At 64.3% G+C, this 16611-nt stretch carries 13 protein-coding genes and 1 tRNA gene; 7 read left to right on the top strand and 7 right to left on the bottom strand.

Translation table 11 applies throughout. The annotated features are described in order from the left end of the window. Positions 1–201 precede the first annotated feature (201 nt). Positions 202–1182, top strand: a complete 981-nt coding sequence (locus HUN39_RS07515) for a hypothetical protein (RefSeq protein ID WP_210266883.1) — start codon at positions 202–204, stop codon at positions 1180–1182. Further along, the gene (locus HUN39_RS07510; protein WP_175093852.1) at positions 1179–2126 is read left to right on the top strand and encodes a heparan-alpha-glucosaminide N-acetyltransferase; all 948 of its coding nucleotides are present in this window, start codon (positions 1179–1181) and stop codon (positions 2124–2126) included. The genes HUN39_RS07515 and HUN39_RS07510 overlap by 4 nt, the downstream gene beginning before the upstream one ends. Before the next feature lie 125 nt (positions 2127–2251). On the opposite strand, the gene trpB is transcribed toward HUN39_RS07510, so the two are convergent. From trpB to HUN39_RS07485, 5 genes are all read right to left on the bottom strand, one after another. Continuing rightward, positions 2252–3490: a tryptophan synthase subunit beta gene (trpB, locus tag HUN39_RS07505; protein ID WP_175093851.1), complete on the bottom strand. Its 1239-nt coding sequence runs from the start codon at positions 3488–3490 to the stop codon at positions 2252–2254. A gap of 48 nt (positions 3491–3538) precedes the next feature. Continuing rightward, a complete protein-coding gene (locus HUN39_RS07500; RefSeq protein ID WP_175093850.1) occupies positions 3539–4183 on the bottom strand; it encodes a phosphoribosylanthranilate isomerase in 645 nt (214 codons plus the stop codon). Between the two features lie 119 nt (positions 4184–4302). Beyond that, entirely contained in the window at positions 4303–5715 is a 1413-nt protein-coding gene (locus HUN39_RS07495; RefSeq protein WP_175093849.1) for a mannose-1-phosphate guanylyltransferase/mannose-6-phosphate isomerase, read from the bottom strand. 103 nt (positions 5716–5818) lie between these two features. After that, on the bottom strand, positions 5819–8980 hold the full coding sequence (locus tag HUN39_RS07490; RefSeq protein WP_175093848.1) for a helicase-related protein: 3162 nt from the start codon (positions 8978–8980) through the stop codon (positions 5819–5821). Positions 8981–9709: 729 nt separating this feature from the next. Continuing rightward, a tRNA-Gly gene (locus HUN39_RS07485) sits at positions 9710–9783 on the bottom strand. 163 nt (positions 9784–9946) lie between these two features. On the opposite strand from HUN39_RS07485, the gene HUN39_RS07480 reads away from it, so the two are divergent. Beyond that, positions 9947–10312, top strand: coding sequence for a TIGR02300 family protein (locus tag HUN39_RS07480; protein WP_175093847.1), 366 nt, complete (start codon positions 9947–9949; stop codon positions 10310–10312). A gap of 83 nt (positions 10313–10395) precedes the next feature. Here HUN39_RS07480 and HUN39_RS07475 read toward each other — a convergent pair whose 3' ends face one another. After that, complete coding sequence (locus tag HUN39_RS07475; RefSeq protein WP_175093846.1) at positions 10396–10803, bottom strand: MucR family transcriptional regulator; 408 nt, start codon at positions 10801–10803, stop codon at positions 10396–10398. 287 nt (positions 10804–11090) lie between these two features. Here HUN39_RS07475 and acuI point away from each other — a divergent pair, with 287 nt between their 5' ends. Together acuI and greA are read left to right on the top strand one after the other, a co-directional pair. Then, positions 11091–12092 carry an acrylyl-CoA reductase (NADPH) gene (acuI, locus tag HUN39_RS07470; RefSeq protein ID WP_175093845.1) on the top strand — a complete coding sequence of 334 codons (1002 nt, stop codon included), beginning with the start codon at positions 11091–11093 and terminating at the stop codon, positions 12090–12092. Positions 12093–12325: 233 nt separating this feature from the next. Further along, a complete protein-coding gene (gene greA, locus HUN39_RS07465) occupies positions 12326–12793 on the top strand; it encodes a transcription elongation factor GreA (RefSeq protein ID WP_175093844.1) in 468 nt (155 codons plus the stop codon). 39 nt (positions 12794–12832) lie between these two features. Here the strand turns inward: greA and HUN39_RS07460 are convergent, their stop codons facing one another. Then, positions 12833–13516: an AAA family ATPase gene (locus tag HUN39_RS07460; RefSeq protein WP_175093843.1), complete on the bottom strand. Its 684-nt coding sequence runs from the start codon at positions 13514–13516 to the stop codon at positions 12833–12835. A gap of 314 nt (positions 13517–13830) precedes the next feature. Between HUN39_RS07460 and HUN39_RS07455 the strand changes: the two genes are divergently transcribed. Next, on the top strand, positions 13831–15141 hold the full coding sequence (locus tag HUN39_RS07455; protein WP_175093842.1) for a replication-associated recombination protein A: 1311 nt from the start codon (positions 13831–13833) through the stop codon (positions 15139–15141). Positions 15142–15357: 216 nt separating this feature from the next. Beyond that, the gene (locus tag HUN39_RS07450; protein ID WP_175093841.1) at positions 15358–16557 is read left to right on the top strand and encodes an efflux RND transporter periplasmic adaptor subunit; all 1200 of its coding nucleotides are present in this window, start codon (positions 15358–15360) and stop codon (positions 16555–16557) included. Positions 16558–16611 lie beyond the last annotated feature (54 nt).

The following is a 16611-nucleotide window of genomic DNA, read 5'->3' as shown; positions in this document are numbered from 1 at the left end:
AGGAATCGCTCAAAATCAAAATGTTGGAGCAGGTTCTCATCGAAAAAGTCCGTCAACTTTTTCGGAGCCTGCTCTAAGCCTGTCCGAGCCGGGCGGGCCCACTCCTTGTTTTCGCCTTTTGCGGCCCGTTAATGGATCGCGACGCTTGCCGCGCTTCCTTTGCGCGCGATAAGGACCTCAAAAGCAACAGGGAATCTCCGCTTGACGATATTCGATCGCCGCCGCTTTCTTTTGGGAGCCGGCGGCTTGGCCTTCGCCGGCTCAGCCTCGGCGGAGCTTCCCGAACCAGCCGAAGAGTTGCAAGTTCGCGTCGAGAACAATTCGGCGCCGGAGCTCTGCGCCGAGAAGGACAATGTCGAGCTCGACTTCATCTCGCCGCGCGTGCGCAGTCTGCAAATCCAGGCGGTGCACCCCTCCTACATCAACACCATCGCCTCGGATCGCTGGGCGCCCGACTGGTCGAGCTGCGATTTCACCGTGGACCCCAAGGCGTTTTCGCAAGCGCGCCGCAAGACCTTTTGGGAGACGCCGGAATTCTGGCTGACGGGTTACACCTTTCCCTCCTTCTGGCGCCCCAACGACGTGCCGATCCGCGTCGGCGATTCCGTCGAGCACGGCTTCCATCTGATCCAGCTCTGGATGTGGCGCCGCGAGCGCGCGGAAGAGATCATGGTGCTCTACCCGCCCGACGGCTATTGGCGGGCGCGGCCGCTGCCCTTCGACGACATGCGCTGGACGGCTTACGGCTCGTCCTTTCTCGTCGGGCCGGTCGAGACGCAGGAGCGGCCGATCGTCGATATTGAGGAAATCGTCTTCGAGCCTCAATCGCGCAGCCTGATCCTCAAATTCAGGCGCGGCGGCGAAGGCCGCCTCTCGATCAAGAGCGTCGATCAGGACCGGATAACGCTTGACGTCTCCTTCAGTCAGGCGATGCCGAATGGATCGCCCTTCGCGGCGCTGCGGTCGATGTACGCCATGGAGACGATGAGCGACGCCGCCATCGTCGCCTGGCGCAGCAAGCGCGGGAAGAGTTGGGAGGAAGCGCCCGTCATTCGCTTTCCTGGCGCAAGCGCGGCAGAAGTGTGGGTCGGCCGCCATCTGCCGTCGCGCCATAATCTTTCGGCGCCCGACATGGTGTTCGGCAAATTCCAGGGCGCGCCGCCGGCGTCCGCGCGCCGATGAGTCAGGGCCGATGGTGGGCGCTCGACGCGGCGCGCGGGATCGCCGTCCTGGCGATGGTGGTTTTTCACGTCATCTGGGATCTCGCGCATTTCGGCTATGCGCCGGCCAATCTCCCCTGGTCGGCGCCCGTCAAAATATTCGGCCATTCGATCGCCTTCGCCTTTCTCTTCATCGCCGGCGTGGCGCTGGTCCTGGCGAATCGCGATTCAATGCGCTGGCCGGCCTTTTGGCGCCGCTTCGCGCTCATCGGCGCCGCGGCGGCGCTGGTGACGGCCGGCACCTATGCGCTCTTTCCCAACGCTTTTGTGTTCTTCGGCATTCTGCATTGCATCGCGGTCGCCAGTCTGATCGCCGTACCGTTTCTTTTCGCGCCATGGCCAGCAGCATTCGCTTGCGGCGCCTTTTTCCTGATAGGCGGGGAGTTCTTCGCGTCGTCCGCCTTCAACGCCGATTGGCTGCAATGGATCGGGCTTTCGACCAGCGAGCCGATGACCCAGGACTGGCGTCCGCTCTTTCCCTGGGCCGGCGCGCTGCTTCTCGGCGTCGCGGCGGGAAAGCTCTCTCTCCCCGTTTACGGCGAGAGGCTTGGCGTGAGCAGCGAGGGCGCTAACCCTCTCCCCACACCAGCTAAGAGGGAATGGCTTCCCTTCCTCGGCCGGCACAGCCTGCTCATCTATCTCGCGCATCAGCCGGCGCTCTTCGCGCTCCTTATGGGCCTCGCCTATTTCATTCCGCCCGCGGTCGAGGCGACGGAATTCATCGCCTCATGCGAAGCGCGCTGCATGAATGAGGGCGGCGAAGGAAAAATATGCCACGACGCCTGTGCGTGCACGGCGCGGGAAGCGATCAGCAGCAAGGCGCTCGCCGGCGTGACCGATGAGGTCGAGCGCGGACGAAGGCTCAACGAGATCGCGCAAAGATGCGTGGCGCGGGGCAATGAATGAGGGCGCGCTTCCCTTCTCCCGCTTGCGGGAGAAGGTGGCCCTCGCGTAGCGAGGGTCGGATGAGGGCCGTCACGCGTTCCGCGTGACACCCTCTCCCGCAAGCGGGAGAGGGTTCCCGCCCCCCTTCACATCCCGCCGAGATGCTCGGCGACGGTGAAAATATCCTTGTCGCCGCGGCCGCACATATTCATCACCATCAGATGATCGCGCGGCTTCTGCGCCGCGAGTTCGAACACTTTCGCCAGCGCGTGAGAGGGCTCGAGCGCCGGGATGATCCCCTCGAGCTTCGAACAGAGCTGAAAAGCGTTCAGCGCCTCCTGATCGGTGGCGTTCAGATATTTCACGCGGCCGATCTCATGCAGCCAGGAATGTTCCGGCCCGATGCCAGGGTAATCCAGCCCCGCCGAAATCGAATGGCCTTCGAGAATCTGGCCGTCGTCGTCCATCAACAGATAAGTGCGGTTGCCATGCAGCACGCCCGGACGCCCGCCGGTCAGCGACGCCGCATGGCCGTTCGGCACATTGACGCCATGGCCCGCAGCCTCGACGCCGAAGATTTCAACGCTGGCGTCGTCGAGAAACGGATGAAACAGGCCGATGGCGTTGGAGCCGCCGCCGATGCAGGCGACGAGCGAATCAGGAAGCCGCCCCTCCATCTCCTGCATCTGCACGCGCGTCTCATTGCCGATGATCGACTGGAAGTCGCGCACCATCGCCGGATAGGGATGCGGCCCCGCCGCCGTGCCGATGCAGTAGAAAGTGTCGGCGACATTCGTCACCCAGTCGCGCAGCGCCTCGTTCATCGCGTCTTTTAATGTCCGCGCGCCCGACTGCACGGGAATGACTTCGGCGCCGAGCATCTTCATGCGGAAGACGTTGGGCTTTTGCCGCTCGACGTCGACCGCGCCCATATAGACGACGCAGTCGAGTCCAAAGCGCGCGCAGGCGGTGGCGGTGGCGACGCCATGCTGGCCGGCGCCCGTCTCGGCGATGATGCGCTTCTTGCCCATGCGCCGCGCGAGCAGAATCTGCCCGAGCACATTGTTGATCTTATGCGCGCCGGTGTGGTTGAGCTCGTCGCGCTTGAAATAGACCTTGGCGCCTTTGCCCTCGCCCGCGCGCTCCCGCACATAGTCGGTGATGCGCTCGGCGAAATAGAGCGGCGAGGGGCGCCCGACATAGTGCTTGTGGAGGCTCGTGAGCTCCTCATGAAAAGCCGGATCGATCTTCGTCTTCTCGTACGCCTCTTCGAGATCAAGTACGAGCGGCATCAGCGTTTCGGCGACGAAACGCCCGCCGAAAATGCCGAAGCGGCCATTTTCATCCGGGCCGGCGCGGAAGGAATTGGGAATCGGCTTGTTCACTTGCGATCCTCGGAAGAGATTTCGGCCTTATTAGACCTTGGCGCGCCGCTATGAAAGCCGAGCAGCGGCCAGGAAGGCTGCAATCTTCGCCGCGTCCTTGACGCCGCGTTCGCGCTCGACGCCGGAAGAGACGTCCACCGCGCGGGCGCCGGTGAGGCGCATCGCTTCCGCCACATTCTCGGGAGTAAGCCCTCCCGAAAGCATCCAATGTTTCGCAGCGACGCCGCGCAGCAGAGACCAGTCGAAAGCGACGCCGGCGCCGCCGGGAACCGCTGCGTACGGCGCGGGCTTGGCGTCGAACAGAATGACGTCGGCGACGTCTTCATAGGCGCGCGCCGCCTCGACATCGCCGGACGTCGCGACGCCCGCCGCCTTGATGACCGGCAGGCCGAAGCACGCCTTCACCTCGGCGACCCGCGCCGGCGTCTCACTTCCGTGAAGCTGGAGATAGTCGGGCGCGAGCGCGTCGATGATGTCCTGGAGCGCGGCGTCGTCAGCGTCGACGGTGAGCGCGACTTTGCTGACCCGCTCGCTGGCGAGGCGCCCGAGGGTGCGGGCGGTCTCGAGGTCGATATGGCGCGGACTTTTCTCGAAAAAGACAAAGCCCGCCATGTCCGCGCCGGCTCCGATCGCCGCGAGAAGCGTCTCGGGCGAGGAAAGACCGCAGATTTTGACGATGGTTGATTGCGTCATGGCCGCGCTTGTCGCGGCCGTCCACGCCGGCCGCTACGGTTATTTTGCTAAGTTGGCGCGCGTCTTAAACGTGGATGGCCGGCACAAGGCCGGCCATGACGCGGAAGGTCGGTCGCTAACTATCCCCGATTATACGCGTCCTCGAAGCGGACAATATCGTCTTCGCCGAGATAGGAGCCGGTCTGCACTTCGATCAGCTCCAGATCGATCTTGCCGGGATTGGTCAGGCGGTGCTTGCTGCCGATCGGCAGGTAAATCGATTCGTTTTCATGGACGAGATGGATTTCCTCGTCGCGGCCGACCTCCGCCGTGCCGCGCACGACGATCCAATGTTCGGCGCGGTGGAAATGCTTCTGCAGCGACAGGCGTTGGCCCGGCTTCACCACGATGCGCTTCACCTGATAGCGCTGGCCTTCGTCGATCCCCTGATAATAGCCCCACGGCCGAAAAATGCGCTTGTGCTCTCCCGCTTCGCGCCGGTTTTCGCTGCGCAGCTGCTCGACGAGCTGTTTGACCTGATCGCCATGCTCATGGCTAAGCACCAGCACGGCGTCCTGCGTCGTCACGACGATGATGTCGTTGACGCCGACGACGGTGGTCAGCGTGTCCTCGGAGCGCACATGGACGTTGCGGGCGTTCATGACGACGCCTTGGCCGCGCACCGAATTGCCGTTTTCGTCGCGGTCCGACAATTCCCAGACGGCGCGCCAGGTGCCGACGTCGGACCAGCCGATATCGGCCGGAATCAGCGCCGCTTTGTCGGTCTTTTCCATCACGGCGTAATCGATCGATTTCTTCGGCGCGTGCGCGAAGGCCTCGGCGTTCAAAATCATGAAGCCGAGGTCCTGGCGGGCCGCTTCGATCGCCGCTTCGGCGGCGGCGAAAATGCCGGGCTCGAATTGCGCAATCTCCGACTGCATGACGTCGGCGCGAAAGATGAAGTTGCCGCTGTTCCAGAAATAGCCGGCGTCGACATAGTCCTGCGCCGTTGCGCGGTCCGGCTTTTCGACGAAAGCGTCGAGTTTGTAGACCTCGCAACACGACTCGAGCGGCGCGCCGGGGCGCAGATAGCCGTATCCCGTCGCGGGGCCGTCGGGCTTGACGCCGAGCGTGACGATATAGCCTTGGGCCGCCGCGGCGCTCGCCCGCTTGCACAGATCGACGAGGCCCTCGGTGTCGCGCACGACATGGTCGGCGGCGAGCACGACGACGACTGTGTCGGGCGCGCGGCGCGCGGCGAGGCCCGCCGCGACGGCGACCGCCGGACCCGAGTCGCGACGCGACGGCTCCAGCACGACGTCGGCTTGCGCGCCGATCTCGCGCAGCTGGTCGGCGATGAGGAACCGGTAGTCGAAATTAGAGACGACGATCGGCCGCTCGAACGCCGGGTCGGCCAGCATCGCCATCGTCGTCTGGAAGGTGGAGCGCTCGCCAATGAGCGGAATGAACTGCTTGGGAAGCGTCTCGCGCGATTCGGGCCACACCCGCGTCCCCGATCCGCCGCACATAATAACGGGCAATATCTTCTTCATAGCCCCTCTCGCACTCGGCCGCGCCCGCCCCCGGGCAGCCATAATTGTCCGCCCGACTATTGGCAATACGATGGCGAAGCTGAGGGCAGAAGCGCAAGCGCCGCTATTTGCCCTTCTTCTCAAGTTCGGCCTTGAGCGCCGCAAGCTTGGCGAAGGGCGAATCCGGATCGGGCTGGCGCTCGCGCCGCTCCGGCGCGGCGAAGCCTGCAGGGCGCCGGGGGCGGGCGTCATCGCGCGGCGGGCGGCCCTCGAAGCGCGGCTTTCCGGCCGGACGCCCCTCCTTGCCCGGAGCGTTGCCGGGCCGCTGGTCGCGGCGCGGCGGCCTCTGTTGCTTGTCCTCAGCGCCCTGACCGGACGCTTGCCGATGCGCGCCGGCCTCGCGGGGGCGCGGACCGGCATGCACGTGGCGCTGTGGACGCCAGATCTCGATGGAGTCCGGCTCGGTCGGCGCGGCTTTGGCCGACGCAGCCTCCGAGGCGGGCTCTTCCTGCGCTTGGGCCGCTGTCGCCTCTTCTTCGCGCGCCTCTGCACCCGCTTCCACGGCGACGGACGCCGGCGCCTCTGTCGTCGGCCCTTCGGCGGCGAGCTCCTCTGCCGGCGCTTCCTCCGAGGCAGAGGGCTGCGGCTCGACAGACGGCTCCGCTTCCGCGGCGGCCGGCGCCTCGGAAGCGGGGCTTTCGGCCTGAATATCCTCGCTCGCGGCTTCCGCCGGCTTGGCCCCAGCTTTTGGCGTCACAGGCTCCATCGCAGCCGCGGGCACGATCGCAACGGTAATGGCCGGCCCCGGGCGCTGCGTCGAAGCATAGCCAAGCGACTTCAGGATCGAGGAAAAAGCCTCGCCGGAACAGCCCGTGAGCGAGGTCATCGCGACGGTGACGACGAAGCCGTCCGCGTCGGCCGCGCCGGGCGGCGGCTCGCCCGCGGTGAGCCCCGGGCGGTAGGCGATCGCCGGCCGAATGAGATCGGCGAGACGTTCAAGAATATCGACACGAACGACGCGCTCGCCGCAGACTCGAAAACCGGCGGCGCGATAAAAACCTTTCGGGATCGATGCGTCGGCGGCGAAGGACGTGCGTCCCGAGGCCGCCAGATGCGGCACTTCCTCAAGCCCCTTCACGTTCTCAAGACCGCCGTGATGCAGCGCCCAAAGCAGCGCCGAAAGCGCGCGCGGCGCCGGCTTGAGAAGCGCGGGCGCATAGATGTGATAGGCCCCGAACCGCACGCCAAGCTTGCGCAGCGCGGCGCGGTCCTCCTGGGAGAACGCCTTTACGTCCTTGGCGACGCGCGCGCGGTCCAGCACGCCCAATTCTTCCGCGAGCTGGAAGGCGACGCCGCGCGTCACCCCTTCCAAACCTTCGCCCTTCTCCAGCTGCTCGAGCGGCCCGAGCAGCTTCTTGACGTGTTGCGCGAGCCAGAGGTCGAGGCGTTGTTTGACCTTCTCTAGAGCCGGTCCTGTCAGCTGCTCGTCGGCAAGCACGCGCGTCGTCGGCGCCAGCACGCCGGCGCCGGAGGCGATTTTCCCCACAGGTTCGCCGAGCCAGCGAATCAGGCCGTCATTGCCGAGCGCGAAGGCGTCGTCGACCGCGTCGAAGACGCGGGTCGCCCGCGCCTCGAATTCTCCAGCGAGCGCCTTCTGCGCCGCCGCGTTCAACGTCTTGGCCGCTTCGCCTGCCGCGCCGGGATCCGGCGTGAAGCGAAATCCCTGAAGGCTTCCGACATGCTGGCCTTCGACCAGAACGTCGCCGGCGGCGTTGATTTCGGCTTCAAGCATCGCATTCTCTCTTAAGCGGCGCGCCAGCACGCTGGTGCGGCGGTCGACGAAACGCTGCGTCAGTCGGTCGTGCAACGCGTCGGATATGCTGTCCTCTACCCGACGCGCGACGCTCTGCCAATGCTGAGTGTCGTCGAGCCAGCCGGAACGGTTGGCGATAAAACTTGCGGTACGCACTTGCGCGAGGCGGTTCGACAGCGTCGCGATGTCGCCGTCGATGCGGTCCACCGCTTCGATCTGCCCCGCCATCCAGTCCTCGGGGATCTTGCCGCGCCGGGCGATGAACGCGAATATCGCCAGCGCGAGCTCGGCGTGGGCGGCAGGCGAAGTCTTGCGGTAATCGGGGATTTGGCAGGCTTCCCAAAGCCGCGCGACATCGGCTGTCGTCTTGGCGTTGCGCCGCGCGATTTCATCACGGCTCGCGGCTTCAAGCGCCCTTTGATCGTCTGCGACCCGCGCGCGCACCAGATCCGGATGCGCCGGGACTTGGTCGAGAGAATGCATCAGCGCGTCGATCGAAGAAAAATCGAGGGCGCTGTTGCGCCATTGCAGCGTCTTCACCGGATCGAAGCGGTGGTCCTGTAAAGCGTCGATCAATTCCTCGTCGAAGGGCGGGCAGCGGCCGGTCGCGCCAAAAAAGCCGTCGCTCATATGGCGCCCCGCTCGGCCGGCGATCTGCCCGAATTCCGCCGGCGTCAGCCTGCGATGGCGCAATCCGTCGAATTTGCGATCGGAGGCGAAGGCGACATGGTCGACGTCGAGATTGAGCCCCATGCCGATGGCGTCCGTCGCGACAATGTAATCGACGTCGCCGCCCTGATAGAGTTCGATCTGCGCGTTGCGCGTGCGCGGCGACAGGACGCCGAGCACGACGGCCGCCCCGCCACGCTGGCGCTTGATCAGTTCCGCGATCGCGTAAACCTCTTCGGCGGAAAAGGCGACGATGGCGCTGCGCGGCGGCAGCCTGGAGATCTTCTTGTCGCCGGCGAAGTAAAGCTTTGAAAGCCTCGGGCGGGTAAAGATCGGCGCGCCCGGAAAAAGTTCTGTAACGAGCGGCGCCATCGTCGCCGCGCCAATCAGGAGAGTCTCCTGACGTCCGCGCCAGTGGAGTAGCCGGTCGGTGAAAATATGGCCGCGGTCGAGATCGGCGGCGAGCTGGATTTCGTCGATCGCGACGAAATCCGCCTGGACGTCGCGCGGCATGGCTTCCACCGTCGCGACCCAATAGGCCGGCGCGCGGGGCTTAATCTTTTCCTCGCCGGTGATGAGCGCGACATTGTCCGCGCCGACGCGTTCGGCGACGCGATTATAGACCTCACGGGCGAGCAGGCGCAGAGGCAGCCCAATGACGCCGGAGGGAAAGGACAACATACGCTCGATGGCGTGATGCGTCTTGCCGGTGTTGGTGGGGCCGAGCACCGCCGCCACGCCCCTGTCGAACGGCCTTGCGCGGGGGGCGGCGCGGCTCGCCGGGTAAGACGGCGCGACTGTCATGTTCTTCTTTGCTGCCTGACGCGCGCCGCGGCGCGCCTTCGTTTCATATCGAAACTTCGAGCAGGGCGCGACTTTACCTTCTGAACAGCCTGGGAACGAATCGCGCCCGAATCGCTGACTCTCGCTGAGTCACGCTCTGTTCCAACAATATATGGACGCGCGGCCAAATCGAAACGCCAGAAGTTGCGAGAACGGCTCGTCGACGGCGTCGCGCGCGGCTTTGACGAAAGAGCCGCCGGCGGACTCCTTTCGGCGCTGCTGTCAACGGCCAAGATTAGGCGGTTCGGCAGCTCGCTGTTAAGCTTTGGGATCAATCGGGAACGCAGCAGGCACGAATCAGTGTTCGATCTCAGTTGGCGTTGCGTTCCGTCGAGTTTCCGCGACCCTCGAGCGCGTCTTCCGCCGCGTCGACACGATGAGCGAGGCGCAAACAAACAAGAATGCTTAACGTCGCGTCCTTCTCTGGGACGCCTGGACGAGGCGGCGCGGCATTCGCGCGCGTGGCCTCTCGACGTTGCGGCGGCTTTGCGCGACGCGCCTCTGCGCGTAATTGGTAAACGCCAAAGCCGATTCGCGTGTTTGGCGAGCCTCTGCAGGCAGAGCGAACCGGCGATGCGCGAACGGGAATTCGGGGCCGAAGGCGGCCGCCGCTGCGGGCAAGGCGCGGCCGAACGCAAACGAACAGGCGGGCCGCAATCGCTCGCGCTGAGGAAAGCTCACCGGAAGGGCTGGAGCGGGTGAAGGGAATCGAACCCTCGTATTCAGCTTGGAAGGCTGCTGCTCTACCATTGAGCTACACCCGCATGAGGGTGATTCTATGCCAATCTGCGCGGCGCTTGGCAATGGGCGCGCAGACAATGCATTTCCCATTTGACAGCGAGGCGGGACGCCACTAACCGGAGCGCCCACACAGTCTCTCAATACAGGCGGGGCGTTCCCACGCTGCTTCTCGAGGACCAATCGACCGTGGCAAAACCCGAACTCGGCGCCAAACGCCAATGTCAGTCCTGCGGGACGAAGTTTTACGACTTTAAAAAGGACCCGATCGCCTGTCCGAAATGTGGCGCGATTTATCAGGTGGTGGCGCTGACGCGAGCGGCGGCGCGCGCGCAACAAGAAGAAGAGAGCGAACTCGAAAAGGAGAACCCTGAAACGGTGTCGCTCGAAGAAGTCGAGGAGACGGAGACCGTAGCGGAATCGATCGATGTCGAAGATGATGTGGAGATCGAGGGAGACGACGCCGAAGACGACACTTTCCTCGAGGAGGAAGAGTCCGACGACGATGTCTCCGGATTGATCGACGGCGACATTGAAACTGACGAAGAGACCTGAACCGTCGGGCGTCACGGACCTCGCGCGACAGCGCGAGCCGCGGCCTTCAGGTCAATTGGAGAAGGCGGCCGTTTGGCCGCCTTTTATTTGCCGCGACGCCGGCGCTGCTGGCCGAGGCCCATCTGCTTGGCGAGATTAGACCGCGCCTTGGCGTAGTTGGGCGCAACCATCGGATAGTCGGCCGGGAGGCCCCACTTTTCACGATAGTCTTCGGGCGACAGTCCATATTGCGTGCGCAGATGACGCTTCAGCGACTTGAACTTCTTCCCGTCCTCAAGGCAGAGGATGTAATCATTGGTCACCGAACGCTTGACGGGAATCGCCGGTTTCGGCGGCTCGGCGGGCGCCGCCGCGGAGCCCGCGCCAACGCGCAACAGGGCGCTGTAGACTTCGCTGATGAGCCCGGGCAACTCTCCGGCGGGAACGGAGTTGTTGCTCACATAGGCCGAGACGATGTCAGCCGCGAGTTCAATGTTGTTGGCTTGATTCATCGGATTGCTCACCACTTCCTGTTGAGACGGACGCCGCCCCCGCCGCCCTTGATCAATGCTTTGATGCATAGAATCGTCGCCCTGCCGTTACTTGTTGACTGACTAACAGAATAGTGCGACTGCATCAAGAAATATTATGCACTATTGGCGCCGCCCAATTCTGCATAGTTGATCAATCAGAATTTCGCGCTTTACGGCCGTGATGGCCTCATGTTTTCTTTTTTTTGTCTTTTTTTCTCCGCGAAAAAGCGCTGGTTTGGCGCAGCCAACGGCGGAGGCGCGGCCATATGACTGACTTCAGAGCCATTCGCATCGACAAGGACAATGACGGCCAACACGCCGATTACGTCATCATGCGTGAGTGCGACCTGATGGAGGGCGATGTCGACGTTGACGTCGCTTTCTCGGCGATCAACTACAAGGACGGTCTCGCCGTTGCTGGCAAGGGACCGGTGGTGCGTCGCTTCCCAATGATTCCCGGCGTCGATCTCGCGGGTCGCGTCACGCGCTCCACGCATCCGGAATTTGCGGCGGGCGACATTGTGGTTGCGACGGCGTGCGGCCTGGGCGAAGCGCATTATGGAGGCTTCGCGGAAAGGGCGCGGCTATCGGGCGATTGGCTCGCGAAACTGCCGCCGCCGCTGACGCCGGCGCGCGCCATGGCGGTTGGCACCGCGGGACTGACCGCCATGTTCTGCGTGCTTGCGCTGGAGCGCCATGGCTCCCGGCCCGAGGACGGGCTCGCGGTGGTGACGGGCGCGACGGGGGGCGTCGGCTCTTTCGCCGTCGCATTGCTCGCCAAGGCTGGCTGGCGCGTGGCCGCCGTCACCGGACATGCGAGCGAAGACGCCTATCTCAAACGCCTGGGCGCGTCCGAAATCATCAGCCGCGACGAATTGTCCGCTCCAGGAAAGCCGCTGCAAAAGCAGCGCTTCGCCGTCGGCGTCGACACTGTCGGCGGCGTCACTCTCGCCAATCTTCTTGCGCAGACGCGCTTCGATGGCGCCGTCGCCGCCTGCGGTAATGTCGCCGGCATGGAGCTTCCGGCGACTGTCGCGCCTTTCATTCTGCGCGGCGTCTCGCTGCTCGGCGTCGAAAGCGTGCGCCCGCGCATCGAGCTGCGGCGCGCCGCGTGGACCCGAATCGCGCGGGACCTCGATGCCTCCGCGATCGACGCGATAAGCGAAATCATTTCCTTCGACGCGGCGCTGGATCGCGCCCGCTCGATCGTTGGCGGAAAGATTCGCGGCCGCGTCGTCATCGATATGGGCCTGCATCTTCCGCTCTAAGATGATCGGTGGCCGCGGGCCCGCGTCCCGCAGATCACCCGGCCTTTCCGGTCTCGGCCTTTGAGCAGCCAAGCTAAGCCTTCGAAAGCGCGCGCGAATCGTCGCATTGCGGCGTCAATTTCTCGACAAGCGCGCCCGTCTCGGCTCTAATGCCCACGACGGCCCGCTTGGGCCGATTATTTTTCTTAAGGACGCTCGCCGCATCGGCGCGGCGAACCAAAGGTCAAAAACGCATGAGTTCGGCTTTTACAAAAGAACAGAACGACGACAATCCGCGCGAGGACCTGCCTGACCGGCCGGTCAGTCCACATCGCAATCTGGTTACGCCCGAGGGGCTCGAACAGATTGAAGCCGAGCTTGCGCGCCTGCAGAAGGAAATCGAACGCGCAACGGCGAGCGAAGACAATCACGCGCTCGCGTTGGCGCAACGCGATCTGCGCTATTGGTCGGCGCGTCGCGCCAGCGCCGAAGTCATTCGGGCGATCGCCGATCATTCGCATGTGCGGTTCGGTCATCGCGTCATCGTCGAACTCGAGGATGGCGAGCGCCGCAGTTTCCGGCTCGTCGGCGAAGACGAAGCCGATCCGACGAAGGGGCTTATTCCCTATGTCGCTCCGCTCGCAAAGGCGCTGATGGGCAAGTCGGTGGGCGACAAGGCGGAGGTCATCCACCACAGCGCGCGAATCGTGGAGATCGGTTAGCGCCCTGCTCTTGCACGGCGCGGTTCTCTCAGTTGACGATCAGGCGGCGTTCCTGACCGCCTTCGTCGACTTCGCTGGCGCCGTCTTGGCCGCGCTGGCCGGTTTTTTCAATCGGCGCTTGATCGAGGCCCAAAGCTCCCGCATCTCCTCCGCCGCGACGCCGTCCGGGTTATATTCGCCGACCCCTCGTCCGAGCCGCGCCGCTTCCTGGTAATCGACGCGCGACGACACGAGCGGCGCGAGAAGACCGCCCATCGCCTGCAGCGCCTTGGCGCCGAGTTCGACGCGCGCGCTCTGTTGCGCGGGCGGACATTGGTTGAGCAGAAAGGCGTAATCCTTGCCTTTCTCCTTCACGCGCATGCGCGTGATTTCCGACGCCCAGAGATCGAAGGCGTTGGGACGCGCTGGAATGACGCAAAGATCCGCCGCGCGCACGGCCGCCGAAAAATAGTCGCCCTCCTGGCCCGGCGCATCAATAATGGCGAGCGTCACGCCCTTTGCGGCGAGCGCGGCAAGCGCCTTGCTCAGCTTCGCCGGCGGCACGTGTTCGACGGCGATGTCCGCGGCGCCGCGCGCGCGCGACCAATTGACCAGGGTTTGCAGCGGGTCGAGATCGATGATGAACACGCGTTCCCCAGCTTGGCGCGCGGCGACGGCGACGCTGCTGGCGAGCGTGCTCTTGCCGGCGCCGCCCTTCTGGGTGACGAAAGCGATTTTGCGCATGTGCGACGGTCCAGTTTTTGGTTGATATCGACGCTTTGCACGCGAAGCTTAACGAATGAGATCCCCGCCCCGAATTCATTCACGGAATCGTAATACTTGCGGCAAGGTTAATCGGCGGTTAACGGCTCCGCTTCAGTCGTCGAGAATCCGATCAGGACAGTCTTCGACGCTGTGATGACTGATCATCAAACTCGGGGGCCGGGACCGTCCGAGCCATCCACGGCGCACGTTCCGCCCCGTTTGCGGCGCGCTCCCTTTTCTTCGGCTCCAGAGATTCTCGCAAGCGAGCCGCCTCGCTATGTTAATCAGTAACCATGTCCGATCTGTTCCAAGCCGCGAAGCTCGAAAACGACGCGCCGCGTCCGCTCGCCGACAGGCTGCGGCCGACGCGACTCGACGAGGTGGCGGGACAGGATCATCTGCTTGGACCGGAGGGCGCGCTGACGCGGCTCGTCCGCGCCGGCGCGCTCGGCTCGCTCATCTTCTGGGGTCCGCCCGGCACCGGCAAAACCACGGTCGCGCGGCTTCTCGCGCATGAAACCAAGCTCGCCTTCGTACAGATTTCGGCGATCTTTTCCGGCGTCGCCGATTTGAAGAAGACCTTCGAGGCGGCGCGCGCCAGGCGCGCCGCCGGCCAGGGGACCCTGCTCTTCGTCGACGAGATTCACCGCTTCAATCGCGCGCAGCAGGATTCCTTCCTGCCGGTGATGGAGGACGGCACGATCACGCTCATCGGCGCAACGACCGAAAACCCATCCTTCGAACTCAACGCCGCGCTGCTCTCACGCGCGCGCGTGATGACCTTCAAGGCGCTCGACGAAGCGGCGATCGAACAGCTGCTCAAACGCGCCGAAAACGCCGAAGCCAAGCCGCTGCCGCTCGAACCCGACGCGCGCGCCGCGCTTGTCGGCATGGCCGACGGCGACGGCCGCGCGGCCTTGACGCTCGCCGAGGAAATCTGGCGCGCCGCGAAGCCCGGCGAGATCTTCGATCGGACGGGACTCGTCGACATCGTGCAGCGTCGCGCGCCGATCTACGACAAGGCGCAGGAAGGCCACTACAATCTCATCAGCGCATTGCACAAATGCGTCCGCGGTTCGGACCCCGACGCCGCGCTCTACTACCTCGCGCGCATGCTCGCCGCCGGAGAAGATCCGCTGTTTCTCGCGCGCCGCATCGTGCGCATGGCGGTTGAAGACATCGGTCTGGCCGATCCGCAGGCGCTCGTCGTCGCCAACGCCGCCAAGGACGCCTATGATTTCCTCGGCAGCCCCGAGGGCGAACTCGCGCTGGCGCAGGCGGTGATCTATGTGGCGACCGCGCCCAAATCCAACGCCGCCTATGTCGCCTTCAAGCGCGCGCAGCGCGTCGCGGAGGAGAAGGGCTCGCTGATGCCGCCGAAGGTCATCCTCAACGCGCCGACGAAAATGATGCGCGAAGAGGGCTATGGCGCGAACTACGAATATGATCATGATTCGCCCGAGGCCTTTTCGGGCCAGAACTACTGGCCTGATTCGCTCTCGCGGCAGAAGTTCTACAGACCGGTCGAGCGCGGATTCGAGCGCGAGATCGCCAAACGCATCGACTATTGGGATCGACTGCGCAAAGAGCGCGGCGATTCATAAATGTGGTCGTGGCCGGGCTTTTCTTTTTAAAAACTGCGGCATGGACGAAAGAGCCGCGAGCCGCCGCATGGACCGGGCCAGCCAACTCCTTTAAAGAAAAATGAATCAACGCCGGACGCGCGATATCCCCCACTTGCGCCGTGGCGGCCAATGGCTCGAGCGGCGCGCCAATGCTACGCCCTTCAGACCGCTCGTGACGGAGCTGACTTCGCGATCATGACCCGTTATAGGTCCGTTCTGGTTCTTGCCGTTCTCGCGAGCCTGGCGCTTGGCGCCGCGCTGCCGTCGCTCTTTAGCGCCCTGCGCAGCCGCATCGCGCCTGACCGCCAAAGCGAGGCGATCCAGCCCGGGCCCGCCGACGGCGAAGTCCGGCTTTCCGCCGCTCAGATCGAAGCCTCCAAGATCGCGACGGCGACGGTCGGCCCTGGCGTCGTTACGCGCCGGATCACGGCGCCTGCCGCCATCAAACCCGATCCGGACAAAATCGCGCGCGTCGCCGCCAAGGTCGCAGGCGTCGTCGAAGAGATGCGCAAGCGCCTTGGAGACCAGGTCGCGCGCGGCGAAACCATCGCGATTATCGACTCCCGCGAAGTGGCCGAAGCGAAAAGCGAGTATCTCGCCGCATCGGCGAATTTCGATCTGCAGAATGTGCTCTTTCAACGCGAAAAAGGACTGTTCGAGAAGAAGATCACCGCAGAGCAGCTGTTCCTGAAAGCCAAAGCGGTCTTCATGGAAGCCAAAGTGAAGCTCGATCTTGCGCGGCAGAAACTCGCCGCGCTGGACATGAGCGAGCAGGAAATCGCCGCCCTGCCCTCTCAGCCGATCGCCGATCTTCGCCGCAAGGAGATCCGCGCGCCGATCTCCGGGCGCGTCATCGAGCGTCTGGTCAGTGTCGGACAGCCGGTCGGCGGCGAGGGTCAGGCCAAGGAGCTCTACGTCATCTCCGATCTCTCCGTTGTCGAGGCCGAGCTCGCCGTGCCCGCCGCCGATCTCGCCCTGTTGCGCGAGGGCCAGGAAGTCCGGATTTCGAACGCCGAAGGACGCGCCTTCGTGGGCAAGATCACCTACGTCAATGCGATGATCACCCGGGAGACGCGGTCGGGCCAGATTCTTGCGCGCTTCGCCAATCCGGATTTCTCGCTGCGTCCGGGCAGCCTCTTGGAGGCGGAAATTTCCCTCAAAGAGGCGCGAGTGAAACTCAAAATTCCACGCTCGGCGGTGATGGTCATCGACGGCAAGCCCAACGTCTTCGTTCGCACGCCAGAGGGCTTCACCAAGCGCGACGTCGAACTTGGACGGGGAGACGATAACTCGATTGAAGTCATCTCCGGATTGCAGCAGGGAGAGCAGATCGCCGTCTCCAATGTCTTTTTGCTGAAGGCGGAGCTCGGCAAGCAGAGCATTCCGGAGGAATGATGCGCGCCGGCGGCTTTCCTTCCTCGACGTCATGGACGACGCTTCGACTCCGCC

Origin of the sequence: Methylocystis silviterrae, from assembly GCF_013350005.1 — a bacterium.
In the GTDB taxonomy this organism is placed as follows: Bacteria; Pseudomonadota; Alphaproteobacteria; order Rhizobiales; family Beijerinckiaceae; genus Methylocystis; species Methylocystis silviterrae.
Note: the sequence above shows the minus strand (reverse complement) of the source record. Positions and strands in the feature narration are given on the sequence as shown.

Coding starts and splice junctions, on each gene's coding strand:
- HUN39_RS07490 (WP_175093848.1), bottom strand. CDS start 8,980: ATGACAGTCGCGCCGTCTTACCCGGCGAGCCGCGCCGCCCCCCGCGCA.
- HUN39_RS07455 (WP_175093842.1), top strand. CDS start 13,831: ATGTCCGATCTGTTCCAAGCCGCGAAGCTCGAAAACGACGCGCCGCGT.
- HUN39_RS07510 (WP_175093852.1), top strand. CDS start 1,179: ATGAGTCAGGGCCGATGGTGGGCGCTCGACGCGGCGCGCGGGATCGCC.
- HUN39_RS07475 (WP_175093846.1), bottom strand. CDS start 10,803: ATGAATCAAGCCAACAACATTGAACTCGCGGCTGACATCGTCTCGGCC.
- acuI (WP_175093845.1), top strand. CDS start 11,091: ATGACTGACTTCAGAGCCATTCGCATCGACAAGGACAATGACGGCCAA.
- HUN39_RS07450 (WP_175093841.1), top strand. CDS start 15,358: ATGACCCGTTATAGGTCCGTTCTGGTTCTTGCCGTTCTCGCGAGCCTG.
- HUN39_RS07460 (WP_175093843.1), bottom strand. CDS start 13,516: ATGCGCAAAATCGCTTTCGTCACCCAGAAGGGCGGCGCCGGCAAGAGC.
- greA (WP_175093844.1), top strand. CDS start 12,326: ATGAGTTCGGCTTTTACAAAAGAACAGAACGACGACAATCCGCGCGAG.
- HUN39_RS07500 (WP_175093850.1), bottom strand. CDS start 4,183: ATGACGCAATCAACCATCGTCAAAATCTGCGGTCTTTCCTCGCCCGAG.
- HUN39_RS07495 (WP_175093849.1), bottom strand. CDS start 5,715: ATGAAGAAGATATTGCCCGTTATTATGTGCGGCGGATCGGGGACGCGG.